Genomic DNA, 20,582 nt, shown 5'->3' on the forward strand with positions numbered 1-20,582 from the left:
CTTTTACACTAAAACTGAATCGTATAATGCATCGTACTGGGCAGCCATAACACGAGAACAACCTTGTTTTATCGCTTCTTCACGGATCACATTATCTTGTTTTAAATTACATGCATTTGATACTGCACTTGGTAACAAATGAGCTTCATTTAACTCAAGTAAAACACCACACCGCAATGTAACAACTTCACTGATCCCGCCAACATTACTCGCTACAACAGGTTTATTACACGACATGGCTTCTAAAATACTTAAAGGCAAACCCTCTCGTTCTGAAAATAAACAAAAGATATCAATTGCAGAATAAAAAGTGACCATTTGATTAACATTACCTAACCAGTGAACTCTATGATCAACACCTAATGTTTTAGCTAACATTTTATATTCTGCTAATTTAGATCCAGCTCCAGCAAAAACAAGTTGATATTCATCTGAAAAATTAACTAACTGCTCTAATAGTGCTTTATGGCCTTTTCCCTCTTCAACTCTTGCTGCACAGCCTATTAATTTCATTTTGCGAGGCAAGTTGAGTTGATATCTTGCGTATTGCATATTGAGCGGGCTAAACTCGACACTATCTATACCATTAATCACTATTTGCTGCGCTTTAAAATCTACTTTATTATAAACTTCATCTGCAACAGCAGCTGCATCAGCAACAATTGTGATAGGGCTAAATTTACACAGTAACCTGGTGATCCAACGATAACGCCAGTTATTCAAATACCATGCATCATGAACGGTACTGATATGTTTTACATTAGGTCTTTTACTCACTGCATAAGCGGCATAAAGCATAGGTCCTATATGATGGCTATGAATGATATCAATTTGATACTTGTCAATTAATTCAACCAGTTGCTCAACAACTTTCAAACTAATTCCAGGTTTTTTATCTAAACAACAAATATGAGAAAGTGCATTTAATTGAGGCCAGCTATTGAGAACGTCTTCACATTCACCTTCTAACGCTACAACATGCGTTTCTTGGCTGTGAGAACTTTTACTACTAAGCTCAAAAACCATTTTTTCAAGGCCACCTATTTTAAAGTGCTGAACTAACTGCATTACATTAACCATAATTACCTCTCTCAATAAATATCATTATCAATAGTTTCAATGACTGGTATAACTGAAATCACTTTGTTACCAGTTGTTTTTTCAATATTTTCAACATCTTGAATAGTGCTATCACATAATACACTTAAGAAAATTGAAGCCACACCAGCCAATATCCCTAGGCCTAAACCAATAAATAAAATCAAAATTATCGGTTGATTAATTGCATTTGTCGGGCTAAATGCTTTTTCTATTGTTTTAACTTTATCTGGCCCTTCATAACGTACTAATTTACCGGTCATTTTTGCCATTTCGTAACGGCTTAACATTTCTTTATAAAGTAACTGTTTCACTTCATAATCTCGTTCAAGTTTATGCAGTTCTTTTTCAACTCCTGATGTACTTGATAAACGACCTGATAATTGTTTAATTTGCATCTCTAACATATTAAATTCTTGCTCTATTTGAGATACATTATTTTTAGATTCTTGTAATGCAACTAACTGTGTAACTAATAAACTATTGTCGTTATTACCATCAGCAGAAGGTAATGTATTTGCCATTTGCCATAATTTATCCATATCACTTGTATCTAACTGCGTATTTTGTGCCATTAATTGCGATTGACGTTTTTTTAAGTTATATAATGTGCGTAACTTAGCTTGGATTTGACTATGTTTATCGGTATAACGCGTCCTTAATAAAGCGATTTCTGATTCAACATTAATAATCTTACTTTCTAGGATCCCTAAAATTGGATTCGCCTTACCTAACTTATTAGACAGCGCATCAAGTCGTGCTTTTGCACCGCTTAATTCAACCGATTTTTGCTGTTTTTGCAGCTCTAAATTCTCAAGGGTTTCTCTATTTGAACTAAATAGCTCAGGCAATGATTCACTGTTTTCAGCTTTAAAATTACTAAGACTTTCTTCCGAAAACTCTAACTCAGTTCTTAATATATTTAACTGCTGAGAAAAGAATTGCTCAGAAGTATCTAAAGAGGTTTTTGTAGGTGCAAGCAGCCTTTCTATAAACTTATCCACCAAAGCTTCAAGAACTGGCTTCATCTGCTCTCTATGTGGCCATTTGAAATGAATTCTCACCAATTCGTCGCCAACAAGTGAGAGAGATAAACCTTTGCTTAATTTTTTCTGCATTTTATCAACGTCTAACTCTGAGGCATCTTCCGGCACAAGTTTCACTTCTCGAGCAACAGCACCGAGCACTTTACGGCTAATTACTAAAGTACGTAATGCCTCCATTCTGTCTTTAAGTTCGAAAGAAAAAGATAATTCATCTAAAAATGGGTTTAGTAATGCTGATTCTTCAATAAGAATAGTTGTATGATTGGTATATTGTTTTTCTGCCATTAAAGAGATAGTCACAACTAAGGTTGGCACTAATATAAGTGGCAATATCATCATTTTAGCTCTCGTATATAAAGCATATAACGAGAGGTAAACAATTCTCCTTATTTGGTCTCTAATCAACATTAACGACTCCTTATTTGCAATTTGCAAAGCAAACTGCGCTTTACCTCTAACTTCTTAGCAAAAAACAATTATTTAAAAGTTTTTGCATCCATAAAGTTATATAACGCAATAAGGCTGCCAATAAATTGGATTGTTGGAATAAACACCTTATGTCGATTTAGCGTTAGACTACTATTGACTACAAATTTAATTCGATTGGTTTTGGTCTATATTAGATTTTAAATACTGCTCCTCAATGTAATGGCATAAAGAGATTGTTAAAGCCATTAATATATAAAAAGGCCAAGTGAAACCTTGTGTTAAAAATGTGCCTGAAATCATAAAGCTCAATAACCCCGCAAAAACAGAAAATGAAAATGTTTGAATTACGTTTAATGCTTTATTTTCTTGTTTACTTCCTGACGATTGACACATCAGAATAAGTAACTCTAATTGTTGCTGGGATTTTCTTAATTTTTTGAACAAGCTCACTAATAATCCAATAAATACACCTAGACCTAAAAACCCTGTTTCAGCTAAAATACCAAACCAAGTACTATGAACTGCGTGATTTTTTCCATCCCAATGTGAGCTAAAGTAATAGTAGTTAATATAAAAATTATCAAGTCCAACCCCTGTCAGTGGGTTTGATACAGCCATTTTTATCGCAGCTCCCCAAGCGTAAATTCGTCCCATAGCAGATTCGTCAATCCCATCTTCAGCGGCACCACCAGAAGAACGATCTGAGATCCCTGCAGCGACAAATAAAATAGGTAACAGCATGCCAACAGCACTGATTAACAATATTTTAGATTTCACTTTAATCCAAGCAAAGTAGCCACAAATAGCCATAATGCCCAATAATCCACCTCTACTTTGTGTGGCTATGATGGCACTGGCTAATGTAATAAAACCAATAAGACTTAAAAGGCGTTCTAACTTACTGATACCTTGAGAAAAAAATAAACTGAGCCCAAAACTACTTGGAAAAAGCAAAACAAGAGATAAATCATTAGGATCTCCCAATATAGAACCAATATCACGACCGATTGTGACGCGTGTACCTTCAACTAAACCAATGCCATTGGCTTTATTATTAAGTGCAACAAGGGCAACAGTGACACCTGCGATTAAAAATAATCGACTGGCTAACAAAAAATCTTCGGGTTTACGACTAAGCCATACAATTGCAAGTGCCATAATTGCAATTTTGATATAAGTCGCACTAAAAGTACCTATTGCCTCAGCTTTATTACTGGCAAACATAAGACCTATAACAACCAAGCCAAAGAAACTGGCAAACCAAGATAATTGTGTTGTCCAGTAACACTCGATTTGTTTAGATACAAATAAATGCCAACCCAATACACCAAGTGATGATAGGGCTAGCAGTTGAGGTATATGCAAAGGGCTTAATACAGGGAAAGCTTCATGGATCCTAAAAAATGAAAATATAATAAATCCGAGGCAAATAACATAAGGATACTTAACCACTTTAACCACAATTAATGGCGCAATAAATAAGGCGATTACTACTATAGGCGATGGCATAAAAAACCAAATTAACCCAACCAATAATGAATATGTAATACTAGTATAATAAACCATTTAAGCCCCCCTTCTGGTGACGACTCTTGGCTCAAGGGCTTTGCTATTTTCAAATTTATTAAAATTCGCTAACTGACTCACATAAAGAAATAAACATAATATACAGCTGAATAATCCTGCGATTATTGATTGCTTCAATAACTCATCAATTTGAAAAACAATGAAAACGCCCAAGCTGCATAATAAAGCTAAAAGAATGAGCTTTTTCCATTCATAATTTAGCGTTAATACCTTTTGACTGCTTTGATAAAACAATACCCCCCTACATAATTGCGCAATAATTAAAGCAAGAATGACCCCTGGTATTTTAAAGTATTGGCTTAAAAAGTAACTCAAACAAAGAGAAATTGCAGCTGTTACCATATCTATAGACATAACGTTCCAAGTGGTTTTCCCTAAATAAGATCCTAAATTTATTAAGTCTGTTGTTTGTTTAACAACATAAAATAGCGCAAGCCAAGGAATATATATAATTGCCGATGAAAACTGACTATTGATCATTATATTTATAAATAAAGGAGAGAAGATACAAATTACACTTGCACAACACATCACTAAAGCGATGCCTAAAGAACTAAAATGGGCGACTTTTTGTGCACCGTTATCTTGTTTTAATTGTTTAAAGCGTCTTGCGTTCCACCACATGCAAAAGGGCTGCATTAAAATTAACGTAATTGACGCTAATTTTTTACCTAAAGCATATAAACCTAACTCTGACTCAGAAGAAATAGCAGCAATGATCCAGCGATCTGCACCAATCAACGCAAATGCAGCAATACCACTGAGAACTAAAGGACTGCCATATAATAAGATTTGAGTTAATCGTTTTTTATTAAAGCTCAAGCCTGTTTTTCGAATTTGTAATGCTATTAAAATACTCATCAACAACAATGCAGATACCACTCCTGCAATTAAAATCGCAGTAAGACCATATCCGGCACTGAGTAACTGCCAAGATAAAAAAGCCTGAATAGCCGCTTTTCCTGTCGTCAGTAAAAAAAAGCTACGTGCATTTTCTTTCATTCTTAGCCAAGCTAAAGGAATGGCGATACAACCTTCAACTGAAAACATCACTACAACCAATTGCATATCAAATAAACTAATATTTGAGAACAGGTTATTAACTAAAAATGGTGAAATATATAAACCGATTAATAAACTAAAAATACCAATAAGAATTGCTAAAGATAAGATATTTGAAATAACATGTGTTTCATCAGAGGTATTTTTACTTAAACCTACAAATCTATAAAGTGCTTCAACTAAACCAAAACCAACAAGAATAGTAGCAAAATTAGAAATACTCAGTAATAACTCAAGAGAACCGTACTCTGCTGGTGTTAAATAAAATGTCACCACAGGCAGCATTACTAACGATACTGATTTCATCATTAAAATGCCTAAGCCATAATAGAAGGCTTGATGTAATGCAACATTGCGACTCATAAGTTAGTTCCTGTAGGAAGATCAAGAGGCAATAACCTGTTAAATAATGCATTTTCATTAAGTGTTCTTAACTTATCTTCCTTAGTATTTTTAAGAATTGAAGCACAATCAAAGTCAACTAAAAGCGGGATCCCATTATTGTTAATAATATTGCCAAATTTTACATCTCTGATTAATACGTCATTTTTATGAATATCATGTAATAACTGTTTAAATTGAGAAATAAAGTCATCCGATACTAAATTGCGGCCATAATCCTTAAAAAGGTGCTTAGGGTAACCATTATTTTCTGACATTTCATTTTCATATAAGTATATTTCCTCTTCCGTGCAACCTTGCTTTATTAAACTATGAGCTAAGCTAATACCAGGCATAAAACTTTGATAGGCTTGTTTTTTACTTAAGTTAATATCAAGTAATTTAGGCACACCATCAATTTTTTTAAGCTTATCTAACGCTCGAACTTCGTTAATTAAACAATTAATATTTTCATAACATTTCATCAAACAAACTTGATTTTGGTGGATCACTAAAGAAACGACATTTCGCTCTCTTGCTACAAATTCAGTTTGCTTCTTATCATTAATGGATAAGTGACTTAACTGCTCGTTGCTTTGGTTAAACTGAGAAATTAATTTATCTTTTTGATTAATAGGACATAAAGGTAAAGCATTTATTTCTAACTCAGTTAGCACACACTCATTTTCAATCTGTAATTTTTCAAGTTGTTTTTGATTGTGGGTTAAAAGAATAAAAGTAAAATCGATATAACGCACAGAAAAAGATAAAACTTGGCTGGCTCTTTTAACCAATCGTTTTGTAAATATTGAAAATACTCCATCATATTTAAAACGCATGTTTATTCCTCCCGAACAAATATTGATTATTTACTGCTGGTTTTTTCTTACAATCATTGCAGATAAACACGATGCTTGTATCTCTGATGTATAAAAATTACTCACTCGGTCATAAGCACTATTTTTCATTTTTTGTATATCTTCAATAGGCATATCTAAAAACTGCTTAATCATTTGAGCTAATCTAACCGGATCTTTTGGCGGTACTCTTAAACCACTATCGGATGTTAAAAATTCATTACAGCCCATAAAAAATGTTGTGATCACGGGCAATTTCAATGCCATAGCTTCTTTTACAACTACTGGTCCTGTATCTCTGTCACCATTTTTAGCTAACTCAAAAGGCGCAACCATAGCTGCGTAATCTTGACTATGCTCAATAAACCAATTTGATTGCTTAGAACCTAAGAATTGAACATATTTCGTTAATTGGTTTTTTTTAACATATTGCTCAAGCTGATCCCTAAGCACGCCATCGCCAACCAAATCAATACAAGGTCGTTTATTTACATCAATCATCTTTAATGCATTTAATAAAGTGAATAACCCTTTGGTTTCACATAACCGTCCTATAAAGAGTAGTTTTATATTTTTTTCTTGCTGAGTTTTTAATTTTAATTCGCATTTTGCGATGTTTTTATTTTTTGTGATACTGACTACATTTGACTGAACTTGAGAAAACCTTTGTTTTTCAATGCCACAATATATTAATGAGATATCTACCTTAGGCGCCATGTCTCTAAAATCAGCCGCCATGTCTTTGCAAACTGCAACAACAAAGTCTACTGAGTTTAGTTTTAATGCTAAATCTTGCGGGGTCGCATATACATCATATCCATGGCCAACAAAAGAAACTGTTGCACCACACAATCTAGCAGCTACGATTGCAGTTGCAGCAGTACCTTGCGAAAAATGCGCGTGAAAGTGAGTACAGTTATTTTTTTTAGCTAAATAAGCTAACTTTAATGCATTACCAATCAAAGACTTAAATGATATTCCTTGTTGTAAAAATGCAAACTTTAAGGCTTTAATTACTGTTGGACGTAAAAAGCTTAACGCCTTGAATGCAATACCTTTACTGTAATCACATAAATAGAGAGTACGTGCTTTTAGCTCACTATCTTGTTGTTGGTATTCGCCCAAATGATGAATGAATGCGATTGGCTGCACATCGTGCCCAAAAGCTTCCATCGCTCTCATTTCTGTGCCAACAAAAGTCTCTGACAGAACAGGATAACTAGGTAATACATATGCGATTTTATTCATAATTTCACATCCATAAGTTAAATTTTGCTTCAATCCCTTTGACTCACTTTATTTTTAAACCTTACTTCAAAGTGGCATGTCAAATGCGTATTAAATAACTATTATGAAGCGTTGAATAAAGTAATTTGCAATTTGAATGCCATTCATCAAAGATTAATTTTAGGAGAGTACCAATGACTGATTTAGAATTATTAATTCAAAAAAACTTTTCAAATCAAATGCTAATTGATAGCCATCACTATGTAGAAAAACCTGAAATATCAATCATAATTCCGACTTACAACTGCTTAGAGTATTTGCCTCAAGCGATAAAGAGCATTCAAAAACAACATGTGGAATCGATTGAGATTTTAATCTTAGATGATGGCTCAACCGATAAGACTTGGCACTATTTATCATTAGCAGCTAAATGTGATCAGCGAATAAAACCAGTAAGATTAGCAGGTGGTGGTGTTGCAAAAGCGAGAAACTATGGCTTAAAAAAAGCTCTAGGACAATATATCGCCTTTCTTGATGCAGATGATTATTGGTTACCTCGTAAACTATTGAAACAAATTAACTTCCATAAATCTCAACCAAGCGTAACCTTAAGCTTTTGTAACTACTTGCATTTCAATGAAAAAAATGAAGACTTAGGTAATTGTTTTGGTTATTGGCCTCGCTTTAAGAAGCATTTAAACGAATCTAATTCAAATGGTTATTCAAAATTAGACCTCGTTGGTACTGCCACAATTTTTGCAGAAAATGTTATTGGCACTTCAGGTGTGATGCTAAATAAGAAAGCACTAAACGAAGAGCTATATTTTGATGAGGCATTAGAGTCAGCAGAGGATTGGGACTTTTGGCTAAAAGCATCTCTATTAGGTCCTATAGGCTTTACTAACAGTGTTGATCTCGCTTATTTAATGCGTCCAGGTTCAGAAACATCAAATGTACAACTTCGCTTAAATTACATGCAAAAAATAATGCAGAGATATTCTAAAGAGGTATTAAAAATCAATCCATTAGCATTTTTACAATGCTTATCTCGCTTATTTACTGGTTATGCTGAATATCATCGTATATCTACAAACCAGAGAAATAGCTTACTTATAAGGTTGAGCAAAAGTGTAAAACCCTGTTTATATCACTTAATCGCATTCGCACTCTCCCCTTCATGGCGTCTATTAAAGGCGGCTTTATCTGACGTAAAGACTTTTATCTTAATATTTTTTGCAGGTTCCGTTGCAAAATGCAAATAAAATTATTTATTGAAAATACCTATTCCCGCATTTTAGAATAAAAAAATAATTGATGAATAAATTATAGAAATATAATTATTCATCAATTATTTTAAAACTCACCTTTTATTTCTTGCTTATTCCATTATTAGTTTCGATTAGAGAACAACCATTACTAGTAACTAATTCCTTGCCTTAATGAATGGAGATACTTAACTTATCCTCAGAACGCAAAATCTGTGTTTAATATCCTTTAACTACCACTAAATGACTACTTAATTTATGAAATACGCATCGAAGTACGATCTTCACTTTAATAAAATATCAAAACATCTAGATATATATTCAAACTTTAACAATCACACTTCCCAAATAAAATAACCATTAGTTTTTCTAATCTGAAAAACATAAAAAAACTCGTTAGGAATTTTTTATATTTGGTTGCAAAATAGACTCACTGTTTACTAACGACCGGAGTAAGACCATGACTAATTTAAATATAGCTAATTCAACCCAATTAAATAATGAAACTGTAAAACCAACATCAAAAAGACAAAGAATGCTTTCTAAGTTAAATAGCTATGGTAAAAAACTAGCGCTATCTGGAGTCGTTCGTTGTAAATAACTCATAAATTCAAGTGGGTACAATACACTACAATTGATTCACTCGCATTTAGTTAAACTGGATTTTAAAACTATCAGTTTCACACTAATTAGTTATTTATGTTTATATTTTCATGAAATACAAATACAGTAAGACAGGGAGTTTTACTGTATTTTATTTAAAACATAAAAAAACCTTCAATATAATGAAGGTTTTTTTGTTTTAAGTATTTATACTTTTAATTAGAATAAATAATCATAATTAATTGTTATTTATCTAATCAAAAAACTTTGTTCTGCTTGCTCGCCTTGATATTGCCACTCATATTGCAAAGGTGTTGTGCTGCCATCATAAAACCAAACTTGAGCAACTAACTTAATCTCTGAATGGCTGATCATTATAGACTCAGTTAAACCATTTTCGTTTAAAGGCGCTCTAAATAAACATGAATTAAGATTTACCTTATTACCCTCTTCAGGCGCTAAACATACATTTAAATAAGCCCTTTGATCTAATCCCGCTAACTTTGCATCCAATTTTAAATTAAACTTGGTTGAAAAATCAAAGTCTGCATCAGCAACAATATCCGCAGTTTTTTTAACTGTATTATCTTGTGGTGGATCACTCACGACTGCTATAGGCTCTGGAGCAGCCGCTTTTGACTCACTTTCACCGCCACCACCACAGCCCATTAAAATCGATATTAAAACAACTAAAGTACTACTTTTAAAATATTTCATAATAGACTCCTAATTACTATTCGTTATAACGTTTACGCCTTGAGGGCTATTAAACCAGGTTGAATTTAAGCTACCAGCGGTCTCTGCAAAATCTCTAAATAATGGATAAGCAGTATTTAAATCAATATTTTCTTTTGGGTGAGACCAATTCACTCCCATTTCCATCGCAAAAGGTAAACCTGTTGCAGTTTGGAAATAACGACCTAGAGATGAATCGCTGACATCATCAGCTTTTTCAAATAAACTAGTATCAAATGCCTCTGTCGGCTCTTGGTTTTTAAGGTGGACTTCCCAAGCACGTGCATTATTTATATTTACAAAGTCGCCATGAGCATAGCCATTTACAGCAAATATAAAGGGGTCTAATAAACCAGAAGGTGCTACAGCCGAATCAATAGGCGTACTTAAAGGTAAGGTTATTTTAAAACTAATCGTAGGATCACTTTCACAGCCATTTGTTCTAAAATAAGTACATGCACTGCTATAAGCTCTTTTTGTATCAGGAATAACAACTAATATTGCTTCACTTCTTCCAGCCTCTAAAGCCACACTTGATTGCAAAGCCCCATCAATTTCATGGCGAATTAAACCTTCGTTAACATAACCACGGGGTAAATTTTTAAACCTTACTGCAAAGCCATTATGATAACCGGCACCAACTGCATTAAGCTGACCTTCAATAACATAACGAATAACACTTGAACCAACTTTATTTATTGTTGTTCTATAATTTACAACAACATCATTAAAGTCATAATCTCCTATTTCAGGCCATAAATCTTCGTAAGCTAATGTTACCCAAGAACCAGCACCAGGATAGTAAGTTGTAGACATGCCAGGATCTGTTACATTCTCTTGATAATCCTCAACTTCACCATTAGCCACACCACCATTAACACCCACATCTGTACTTTCGGTTGCCCTAAAGCGCATCCAAGTATCGCCAACTGTTGCATCACTTGGCACTTCTAATAAAATATAGTTTTCTCCCGCTTCTAATGCCTCTGAAGTAATCGTTTGTTCATCTTCATCAAACTCACCATTTTGATTCCAATCAAACCATGCATTCAAATAACCTTCTGTTGAAGATGTGACACGAATTAGCGTATCTAACCCGGCTTCAAAACCAGTTATAAACTCAACACCATCATCACTATCATCAACGCTTTTTGGTGTAGACTCACCATTTACGATACTGCCTAAAAATAGCCCTGAGCTATCAAACTCATGCCTTGCACCATTGTCAGCAAGTGATAAACCATAACTACTGGGCGCATCACCAAAATCTATTGTGGTATCGTCTTCATCTATTATAGGAGCTGTAGCACAACGTGCTCCATCGTTATTACCAGATGCGGGGCCTGATGCGAATAACTCGGCCTGAGGAGAGTCACTAGAAACATCTATTCTAAAAATACTACCATCACTATTCCGGCTAATATAAAAAGTACCTTCCACATCAAAATATACAGCGCCAAAAGTACCACTTTGCCCAACATTAATAAGTGCTGTACTACTGCCATCAGTGACGTCAATTTGATGTAAAATCCCACTACTATCCACACTATAAGCATCATTTGTATCTGGATGAAAAGCTAAATCAAAAATATTTAAGTTTAACAAACCGCCATTTATAATCTTGGCTACTTGTAAATATGCCGCACTAGTTTCGTCAAGTTCGATACGATATAAGCCGTAATCATTACCTTTTCTATAAAAATAATAACTATTTTCTTGTACTGACACATCACCCACATAAAAATTCTGATTGGGCGCGCCACTTAAAGGCAAGGCCTCTACTTGGAAATCTTTGCCTATTCTCACTAAAGTGCCAGCTTCATAACCCCAGCCATATAAATATCTGTCATGAACACTAAAACCAATACCATTGACCTTACTAGAAGTCCCCATATCATTTTCAAGTTCAGGCGCACTACCAGAGACTAAATTAACACCATATAATCTTGCTGTTGTATCTTGAACCAAAAAAGCTTTTGACGGACAAGTATCAAAAGGTGCCGCCTGAACTGATAAACTCGAAAACAATCCTATACCTATTAACGCCTGATAATTTTTCATATGTCTCTCCAAAAAATAAAGCTAACAAAGGAAATGCATTGAACAGGCCATTATTTTATTCATTAAATTTCAATCAGTTATAAATTAACGTTTTTATCTAATCGCAATATGAGATTATAAATTTGCATATTGCAAATCAAGAATAGATAAAAAATGAAGAAAATACGTAATGAAGGTTTATCAGGAATAATTAAGGCTGCAATTAAATAATGAAGTGCGACCTTAAAATAAAGTGATTAAATTTAATTCTATGATTTTAAAATTTGTTCTAAAACATCTTCAGATTTATTTTTCCAGCTATCTTTTTTAACAAAACCCGCCGATACTTGACGCCAAATTAAACCATAATAAGCATTCATACATACAGCCCAATCGACTCTTTTTATAAAAGTCTCAGTAGATGAAGCTATCATGATAATTTCTTTATATTTATGAACCGCAGGAAAATCAGTAGCCACAACTGGTACTCCAGCTGCGAGATATTCTTTTAATTTTAGCGGATCACAAGCTCTAATTTGCGCATTATCAACAAAAGGTAATAATGCAACTTGCCAATGCTGTGAAAATTCTGGTAGCGATTCATGAGAAATCGCTTCAATATGTGATACATTTTTAAAAGCTAATAATTTATCTAAATTAATTTTTATTTCACCAATTAATAGCAGGTCATATTCAGGCCGTATTTTTACAAGATTTATTAATAATTCAATATCTAGCCAATTTGATAATGAACCGTAAAAACCGATTGTGGGTCTATGTTTTTTAAGCATAGGGTTAATGACTTTTGGATGATTAAATAATTTAAAATCAACGCCATGCCTTAACATTATCGTTTTTTCTTCAGGCATTTTTGCCATTAATTCATCGCTAACAACATAAATAATATCAGCTTGATCGATCAGTTCTTTCTCAAATTTTTCAACCATAGAATAATCGACCCCCTCTAAACCTGAAAAGTCATCACCGCAATAATATATAATTTGATCTTGTTCACGTTTATCTATCAAGCTAATAGCTGTGGGTACACTTACCCAATATGTAATTGGCTCATCACTTTGGTTTTCTAAAGAAAGTGTTTTTTTTAGTTGCTTTTTATTAAATGCGTTTACCCATGAAAACTGATGCCAAGGTAGAACCTTAGGGTTATAAACTTTAACTTCAGTATATTGCTGCTCTTTTTTATTTTTTAAAAATATACTCTTACATTTATTATACAGGCGTTTAAAATCTCGAAGACTTAATTTAGGTGAACGCATGCCAACTGAATTTATCCAACTTACAGAGTTAGATTGTGCAATCTCTTTAATTAAATGCTGAGTACTACTAGGGTGTGCTCCCCAGTCTTCACCAAAAACAATCATTCGCATAATAAATTCCTTTAATATTAATTAAAGCTTACTTAATAGACTTAACAACCCGCGCAGGGTTTCCTGCTGCAATGCAATTATCAGGAATGTCTTTAGTCACTACAGAGCCTGCACCTATAATTGTGCCACAGCCAATTGTTACCCCTGCAAGTACTGTTACACCTGTTCCTAACCAAGCCCCTTGTTTTATAACAATATCCCCAACCTGTTCATCTAAATCAGGCTTTCCTGCGGCCCTATCAACACTATCAATAGGATGACCAGGATACCCTGCTAAAAAAACCTTACCTGCTAACCTCACATCATTTTCGATAATAACTTTAGTGCCAACAGAAATTGAATTTTGCCAACCTATATCAACATTATCCCCGATGATCAGCTGATTTTTAGTAGTTGAACAGGCTCTTCCACAAAAGGTAGTGATACCTGACATTCTGACATCCTTTCCTAGTGTAATTTCTAAATTCCCTAATAGTAGCGGCATACCAGAATAAAGATATAAATTACTTTTAGACCCTTTTATCTGACTTTTAAATAATGGTGTAAAATACATAATACGCAAAAAGTCAGCTATTAAATTCACTAAAAGAATGTGCAAAGAAAATAAAGCGTGATGCAAAAAAGGTATCACTGGTACTTGAGGATTGATTATTTTTTTTAACCATTTACGACAAAAACAGCCAAAATCACTTTCACTATTTTTAACCCAATAAACCATTTTTACTAACATGTAGCCTCCTAATAAAATTACTTATTTATCTGTTCAATTAAATTCGATAATTTTTTTGCTTGAGAAATTGAATCAAATAAAAGCTCAACTCTTTGTCTTGCTAATAATCCCATCTTTTTTCTGATACTCGGTTTTATATAATTTAATGATTCTATTGCTTCTTTTAATGCTTCAGGATCTTTAGGTTTTACAACATAGCCCACATCACAACTGACAACATCTTTACAGCCTTTAGTATCACAAGTGATCACGGGAAGCCCCATTGCCATTGCTTCTTTTAAAGCGAGTAAGCTGTTATTAGCCTCTCCATTTTCAAGCGTATTGAGTGGTGCAATAAATGCGTCATATTGCCCTGCAGCTTGCACTATCCAATTTGGAGTGTGATGTCCGAGTAAACAAACAAACTCTCCTAAATTTAATTTTTCTATTTGATCTGCAATTTGTTCATATTTAGGTCCTTTGCCAACAATATCTAAATATGGCCTATGCTCAACGTCAATTTTAGCAAGCGCGTCTAAAGCGTAATTAAGACCTTTTTTTTCTATCAATCGACCTACAAATAATAGTCTAAGTCTATTATTTTTTGTTTTTGAATGTTCAGAAAAACCATTAGTAGAAAAATGCGATGTATCCACACCACACTCAAGCAAATAACTTTTTTTAGCTCCCAACATATTGAAGGTATTATTCATATCCTGACAAACCGATATGCAAAAATCACACATCTGTAATTTATACTGCAGATCTTTACTTTCCATGTTGATATCAGTTTCATGTCCAACACCTGACACAGTTAACCTCGCTAATTTCGCTGCAACTAGCGTATAAGCCAACCCACTGTGTAAAAAATGGCAATGAAAATGCTGACAGCCGTGTTTTTTAGCTAACGCAGCCAGTTTAGCACCATAAAATAAAAGTGACTTTGTAGATATTTCTTGCTGTCGATAGGCACATATAAATGATTGCAATAAATAAAACGGATTAAAGAAAAATATAAAACTCATATCTATCGGCAAAGCCGTATTGATTTCAATTACCTTCACCTGATTAGGGAGATCTATAAAGTGATATGCTCGGTTAAAGCAAAAAATTGTTATCTTATGTTTCGCCTTAAGCAAAGCTTTAATTTCTGTCACCACAAAAGTCTCTGATGGCACTGGAAAATTAGGAATAACAACTGCAATGTGCTTCATCTTTCAGCCCTCTATTTCGATATAAGTAACAAGGAGCAAAGACCGTGCCCGGGTTTTTAAACTTTATAGAGGCTATTTTTTATTTTTATGCAAATGTTATTGCATTTTGCAAAGCAAAATGAAGGTATGTATGTACTTTTAAGCTCCCTTACATGGCATTTTATTTGCAGATTTATTTGATAATTTAAAAATACTAATTAACTAAGCGGGTTCTGCGGAGGGTAAATCATGTGTAAAGATGTATGTATTATTATTCCTAGTTATAAAAATAAAGAATTATTATCAAAATCATTGGGCAGTATTTTAAGACAACAAAACTCTCAACTAGAAATCATTATAATAGATAATGGAGTAAGTGAAGATATTTCCGACTGGTTGCAACATATTATATTAAGATATGATTGCATTCGCGTGATTAAATATGACAAACCAAATATCGCTAATGCAAAAAATCTAGCTATCAATAAGTCAAACTGTAAATTTATCACTTTTTTAGATTCTGGTGATACTTGGTATGATAATAAATTAGTTAATCAAATTAAATTTATGAAAACGCACCCTACTTGCACGTTGTCTTTTACCAATTATCTGAATGTGGATAAACAATATCAACCTATTGTTGATTGTTTTACTTACTTATCCGAGTTTTCAAAATCATATAAATTTGCCAGTAATGAATTTATACCTTTTAAAAGCGCCCTCAATACCTTGCTTAAAAATAATGTTATCGGTTCCTCAACTGTAATGGTCAGGAGAGATGCAATATTAAAATCAGGGGGTTTTGACCCTAGCTTAAAAACTGCTTCTGACTGGGATTGCTGGCTAAGACTTGCAGTGCAAGGTAATTTCTATTTTTGCCATGAAATAACCACAGAACATTTTATGCATAAGCATGCTCAGAATACTTTTGAAGAAAAACACCTAGAGGCACTTGGTGAAATCATTGAACGTGTGAGTTTACATCCCGATATAAAGCCTCTTACGATACAACATGCACAAGCAAATTTAAATGAGATCCATGCTGATTATCATCGTCAATTAGGACATAAAATCTTAGCTATAAAACATGATATAAAAGCGGCTTTTTTATATCCCCATAAAAGAAATCTTAAACACTTTTTCCATGACATTAAGCAATTGATGTATATTTAACTAAAGTATTAAATATAAGGAGGTTATTTATGACCCATATATTATTAGTAGATGATGAACCTGAAGTATTAAATGCATTAACACGTATTTTACGAAAAGATTATCAAATTACGAGTTTCTCAAGTGCCAATGACGCGCTTGAGGCAATAAAGCATAATCTAAATACAGATGCGCAATTTGATTTAATTATTTCTGATATTCGGATGCCACACATGGATGGCATTGAGCTATTAACCCATATTTATAAAATAGCGCCACAAATGAGTCGGGTTTTATTATCTGGCTACGCAGATATGGAACTTTGTCAGTCTGCAATACCTGAAAACATAGCACAAATTATATTATCTAAACCTTGGGACAACTTTGAAATAAAAACCATAATCAATCTATTGTTAGAGCTTGCACATTTAAAGCAAGAAAATTTATCACTTAAAAATGCTCACTCATCCAATTTATAGAATATTACAATCTAATTAATCCATTTTATCTATTTTTATATTGCTATATTCTAGGTGTTATTCAAATAAGTGAGGATTAAAACATGTTTACAGTAATTTTTGGTCGTGATGGTTGTCCATTTTGTGTTCGCGCTAAAGAAGTAGCAACGCAATTAAGCAAAGATGTTGAAGGATTCAAATTTAAATATATAGATATAATTAAAGAAGGCATTTCAAAAGCGGATCTTGAAAAAACTGTCGGTAAACCGGTTGAAACTGTACCTCAAATCTTTATCGATCAAGCGCATATTGGTGGTTTTACCGAATTTGAAGCACATGCAAAAGAGAATTTAGGCTTATACAGCACAAAACAGCCTGTTTAAAATTCGACCAAGTTCAATCACATAGAAAATAGTTGTAATTTACCCGAGCTATTACTGCTCTTTTCCTATACAATGCGCGCCTCTTTAAATATGCCGAGGCGCTTTAATGTCTGAATCTGTCACTTTTTCATCCTTAGAACTATCACCTGCTATATTACAAGCTGTTGAAAAATTAGGTTACGAAACACCTTCTGAAATTCAAGCTAAATGTATTCCTTCTTTATTAGCAGGAAAGGATGTATTAGGACTTGCACAAACAGGTACAGGTAAAACTGCTGCGTTTGCTTTACCCCTGTTAAATAATATAGATGTTAAAGCTAAATACCCTCAAATATTAGTATTAGCACCAACTCGTGAACTTGCTATTCAAGTAGCAGAAGCATTTGAGCAATACGCTAAATTTACTCACGGCGTAAAAGTATTACCTATCTACGGTGGCCAAAGCTACGGTATCCAATTAAAAGCACTACGTGAAGGCGCACAAATTATTGTGGGTACTCCTGGTCGTGTTATGGATCACTTAAATAAAGGCACATTAAAGTTAGATAGACTTAGCGCTATGGTACTTGATGAAGCTGATGAAATGTTACGCATGGGCTTTATCGATGATGTTGAAACTATCATGGCTAAAACGCCAGCAGAAAAACAAACATGTTTATTCTCTGCCACTATGCCTAAGCAAATTCAGTCAATTTGTAGCAAATACTTAGAAAATGCAGAACATGTAAGTGTTGCAGCACGTAACTCAACTGTTGAAAGCGTTGAGCAAGTATTTTGGATGGCTGGTCACGTTCATAAGAACAAAGCAATTGTACGTTTCTTACAAGCTGAAAACTATGACGCATCTATCGTATTCGTAAGAACACGTAACGATACAGTACAGCTAGCAGAGTACTTAGAGCGCGCAGGTTTCTCTGTTGCACCACTAAACGGTGACATGAATCAACAAGCACGTGAACGTACTATTGAACGTTTAAAAAATGGTTTATTAGATATCGTAATCGCAACAGACGTTGCAGCACGTGGTCTAGATGTACCGCGTATCGATTTAGTTATTAACTACGATATTCCACAAGATGCTGAAGCATATGTTCACCGTATAGGCCGTACTGGTCGTGCTGGTCGTACTGGTAAAGCACTTTTATTTGTTAAGCGTAACGAGCGTTACATGCTTAAAAATATTGTTCGTGGTACTAAATCAGATATCGCTGAAGTACAACTTCCAAGCACTGATATTGTTCAACAAAAACGTCTTGAAAATTTAGCAACGACATTAACAAAAACTGCTGAGTTAAATGATATTGCGTTTTATAATGAATTAGCAGAGAAATTAACTGCTGAACTTGGCTTATCAAGTGATGCACTTGCTGGCGCTTTACTTTACTTGGCACAAAAACAGTCGCCAATCAAAGTTGAAGAAGCACCTAAAATGCCAGAACGCGCACCAAGAGGTGATCGTAATGATCGTGGCCGTGGTGAGCGTAATGACAGAAGTGGTCGTGGTCGCGATAGAAATGATCGCAATGACAGAGGCGGTCGTGGTGAGCGCTCTGAAGGTCGTCAAGACAGAGAACGTAAACCTCGTGAGCGTCGTCCTAAAGACAATGGTCCAGTAGATACATACCGTATCGAAATCGGTCGTGATGATGGTGTACAAGTTAAAAACATCGTAGGCGCAATTGCTAACGAAGCTGATATTCCAAGTAAGTTTATTGGTGATATTCGTTTACATGACGATCACAGCACAGTTGAATTACCACAGAATATGCCTGAAGCAACATTAAAGCATTTTAAAACTGTTGTAATTTGTCAAAAGCAAATGAAAATGTCTTTAAACAAGTAATTGTTTAAACAATAAAAAAAGCTTGCCTAGGCAAGCTTTTTTTATGTCTGACTTTTATATATATAGTTAAAAACACATTCTGATATTTCAATAAAATTCAGACCGCAACTATGCTCGTATTTAACACACTGCTCGGGCGTCACATCAATGCATAAAACTACAGGGCAAATATCTTGAAGATATTCAGCCATTCTTTCTTTAAAATCAATACGGCCATCTAATTCATCAACCATATTTTCAACTCCGGCCCATTTATCAGAAGCCAATAGCTTTTCAAAATAAATTTGAGATTTTGAGTTCATAAAATTTTATATTTTCACAAGTTATACAAGTCAGATTTTCAGCATAACTAAGTAAAAGTACAAAACTTTGATTGAAATCAAAAACTCCCTTTATTTAATATTAGAGCAACAAATGATTACATTTTTAGCTAATAAGCCTTAGCTATAGGCTTTAATAAAGCGTTTAATGCAATCTTTTAAATAACTATCACTGGGTGCCGTATCCTCAGTGTTATGACCTAAAGTACGTTTTAAATGCCAATCACCCTGAACCATACCTAGCAACTGAATTGTCGCAAACCGTGTATCCTCTATATCCAATTGACCAGCCGCCGATACTAAAGCTAAGCACTCACTTACTTGATCTTGAACCATTCTAGGTCCTGCGCAGTAAAAACACGAACCTAGCTGTGGATGCTCTTCTCTGTGAGTTACACAAGTCGTATAAACTTGAATTGCATCAGCTGATAAAATCAAATCACTGAAGGTTTTTATTATTTTAAATAAGTTATCTTCTAAAGGATGTTCAGGATGATAAAGCTGCCCGTGAAATTCTGAAGCCGCACAACGGGCACCCACAGTTTCGACAAATAAAGACTCTTTGTCTTTAAAGTGGCTATATACTGTTTGTTTCGATACGCCCGCTTCTTTAGCAACTTTGTCCATACTGGTATTTGGATAACCATGTTCAATAAATAACTTACTGGCAGATTCAATTATTTGATCACGTTTTAACTGTGACTTACTGCGCTTTGACTCAACTTCACTTACGACCATTTATGAAAAACCTCGACCCCGAAAACCACAGTAGACTAGACAGTCTAGTTTGGTTGTTTTATAGTTAA

At 34.1% G+C, this 20,582-nt stretch carries 19 protein-coding genes; 6 read left to right on the forward strand and 13 right to left on the reverse strand.

The features are described 5' to 3' along the window. Window positions 1-3 precede the first annotated feature (3 nt). The 6 genes from KO527_RS18820 to KO527_RS18845 all read right to left on the reverse strand — a co-directional run bounded on the left by KO527_RS18820 (window position 4) and on the right by KO527_RS18845 (window position 7,708). Window positions 4-1,080, reverse strand: coding sequence for a glycosyltransferase (locus tag KO527_RS18820; RefSeq protein ID WP_216041804.1), 1,077 nt, complete (start codon window positions 1,078-1,080; stop codon window positions 4-6). Between the two features lie 11 nt (window positions 1,081-1,091). Beyond that, complete coding sequence (locus KO527_RS18825) at window positions 1,092-2,552, reverse strand: sugar transporter (RefSeq protein ID WP_216041805.1); 1,461 nt, start codon at window positions 2,550-2,552, stop codon at window positions 1,092-1,094. 186 nt (window positions 2,553-2,738) lie between these two features. After that, complete coding sequence (locus KO527_RS18830) at window positions 2,739-4,139, reverse strand: O-antigen ligase family protein (protein WP_216041806.1); 1,401 nt, start codon at window positions 4,137-4,139, stop codon at window positions 2,739-2,741. After that, window positions 4,140-5,585 (reverse strand): oligosaccharide flippase family protein, encoded by a 1,446-nt coding sequence (locus KO527_RS18835; RefSeq protein WP_216041807.1) that lies wholly within the window; start codon window positions 5,583-5,585, stop codon window positions 4,140-4,142. Next, window positions 5,582-6,442 (reverse strand): hypothetical protein, encoded by an 861-nt coding sequence (locus KO527_RS18840; protein WP_216041808.1) that lies wholly within the window; start codon window positions 6,440-6,442, stop codon window positions 5,582-5,584. Before KO527_RS18840 ends, KO527_RS18835 begins: the two co-directional genes overlap by 4 nt. Before the next feature lie 30 nt (window positions 6,443-6,472). After that, on the reverse strand, window positions 6,473-7,708 hold the full coding sequence (locus KO527_RS18845) for a glycosyltransferase (RefSeq protein WP_216041809.1): 1,236 nt from the start codon (window positions 7,706-7,708) through the stop codon (window positions 6,473-6,475). Window positions 7,709-7,881: 173 nt separating this feature from the next. On the opposite strand from KO527_RS18845, the gene KO527_RS18850 reads away from it, so the two are divergent. After that, complete coding sequence (locus KO527_RS18850; protein ID WP_216041810.1) at window positions 7,882-8,949, forward strand: glycosyltransferase family 2 protein; 1,068 nt, start codon at window positions 7,882-7,884, stop codon at window positions 8,947-8,949. 463 nt (window positions 8,950-9,412) lie between these two features. After that, window positions 9,413-9,553 carry a hypothetical protein gene (locus KO527_RS18855; RefSeq protein WP_216041811.1) on the forward strand — a complete coding sequence of 47 codons (141 nt, stop codon included), beginning with the start codon at window positions 9,413-9,415 and terminating at the stop codon, window positions 9,551-9,553. A 251-nt stretch (window positions 9,554-9,804) separates the two neighbouring features. Here KO527_RS18855 and KO527_RS18860 read toward each other — a convergent pair whose 3' ends face one another. From KO527_RS18860 to KO527_RS18880, 5 genes are all read right to left on the reverse strand, one after another. Then, complete coding sequence (locus tag KO527_RS18860) at window positions 9,805-10,272, reverse strand: hypothetical protein (protein WP_216041812.1); 468 nt, start codon at window positions 10,270-10,272, stop codon at window positions 9,805-9,807. Window positions 10,273-10,281: 9 nt separating this feature from the next. Beyond that, window positions 10,282-12,351 (reverse strand): LruC domain-containing protein, encoded by a 2,070-nt coding sequence (locus KO527_RS18865; RefSeq protein ID WP_216041813.1) that lies wholly within the window; start codon window positions 12,349-12,351, stop codon window positions 10,282-10,284. A gap of 248 nt (window positions 12,352-12,599) precedes the next feature. Continuing rightward, complete coding sequence (locus tag KO527_RS18870; RefSeq protein WP_216041814.1) at window positions 12,600-13,718, reverse strand: glycosyltransferase; 1,119 nt, start codon at window positions 13,716-13,718, stop codon at window positions 12,600-12,602. A gap of 28 nt (window positions 13,719-13,746) precedes the next feature. After that, the gene (locus KO527_RS18875) at window positions 13,747-14,448 is read right to left on the reverse strand and encodes an acyltransferase (protein WP_216041815.1); all 702 of its coding nucleotides are present in this window, start codon (window positions 14,446-14,448) and stop codon (window positions 13,747-13,749) included. Window positions 14,449-14,465: 17 nt separating this feature from the next. Next, a complete protein-coding gene (locus tag KO527_RS18880) occupies window positions 14,466-15,641 on the reverse strand; it encodes a glycosyltransferase (protein WP_216041816.1) in 1,176 nt (391 codons plus the stop codon). A 228-nt stretch (window positions 15,642-15,869) separates the two neighbouring features. Here KO527_RS18880 and KO527_RS18885 point away from each other — a divergent pair, with 228 nt between their 5' ends. The 4 genes from KO527_RS18885 to KO527_RS18900 all read left to right on the forward strand — a co-directional run bounded on the left by KO527_RS18885 (window position 15,870) and on the right by KO527_RS18900 (window position 19,456). Next, window positions 15,870-16,793, forward strand: a complete 924-nt coding sequence (locus KO527_RS18885; protein ID WP_216041817.1) for a glycosyltransferase — start codon at window positions 15,870-15,872, stop codon at window positions 16,791-16,793. Between the two features lie 29 nt (window positions 16,794-16,822). Further along, the gene (locus KO527_RS18890; protein ID WP_216041818.1) at window positions 16,823-17,251 is read left to right on the forward strand and encodes a response regulator; all 429 of its coding nucleotides are present in this window, start codon (window positions 16,823-16,825) and stop codon (window positions 17,249-17,251) included. Between the two features lie 83 nt (window positions 17,252-17,334). Further along, a complete protein-coding gene (locus KO527_RS18895; RefSeq protein WP_216041819.1) occupies window positions 17,335-17,613 on the forward strand; it encodes a GrxA family glutaredoxin in 279 nt (92 codons plus the stop codon). Window positions 17,614-17,719: 106 nt separating this feature from the next. After that, complete coding sequence (locus KO527_RS18900; RefSeq protein WP_216041820.1) at window positions 17,720-19,456, forward strand: DEAD/DEAH box helicase; 1,737 nt, start codon at window positions 17,720-17,722, stop codon at window positions 19,454-19,456. A gap of 41 nt (window positions 19,457-19,497) precedes the next feature. Here the strand turns inward: KO527_RS18900 and KO527_RS18905 are convergent, their stop codons facing one another. Together KO527_RS18905 and KO527_RS18910 are read right to left on the reverse strand one after the other, a co-directional pair. Next, window positions 19,498-19,758, reverse strand: coding sequence for a hypothetical protein (locus KO527_RS18905; protein ID WP_216041821.1), 261 nt, complete (start codon window positions 19,756-19,758; stop codon window positions 19,498-19,500). Between the two features lie 138 nt (window positions 19,759-19,896). Beyond that, on the reverse strand, window positions 19,897-20,514 hold the full coding sequence (locus KO527_RS18910; RefSeq protein ID WP_216041822.1) for a TetR/AcrR family transcriptional regulator: 618 nt from the start codon (window positions 20,512-20,514) through the stop codon (window positions 19,897-19,899). Between the last annotated feature and the right edge of the window lie 68 nt (window positions 20,515-20,582).

Origin of the sequence: Pseudoalteromonas sp. C2R02 (assembly GCF_018860845.1) — a bacterium.
Taxonomy (GTDB): Bacteria; Pseudomonadota; Gammaproteobacteria; order Enterobacterales; family Alteromonadaceae; genus Pseudoalteromonas.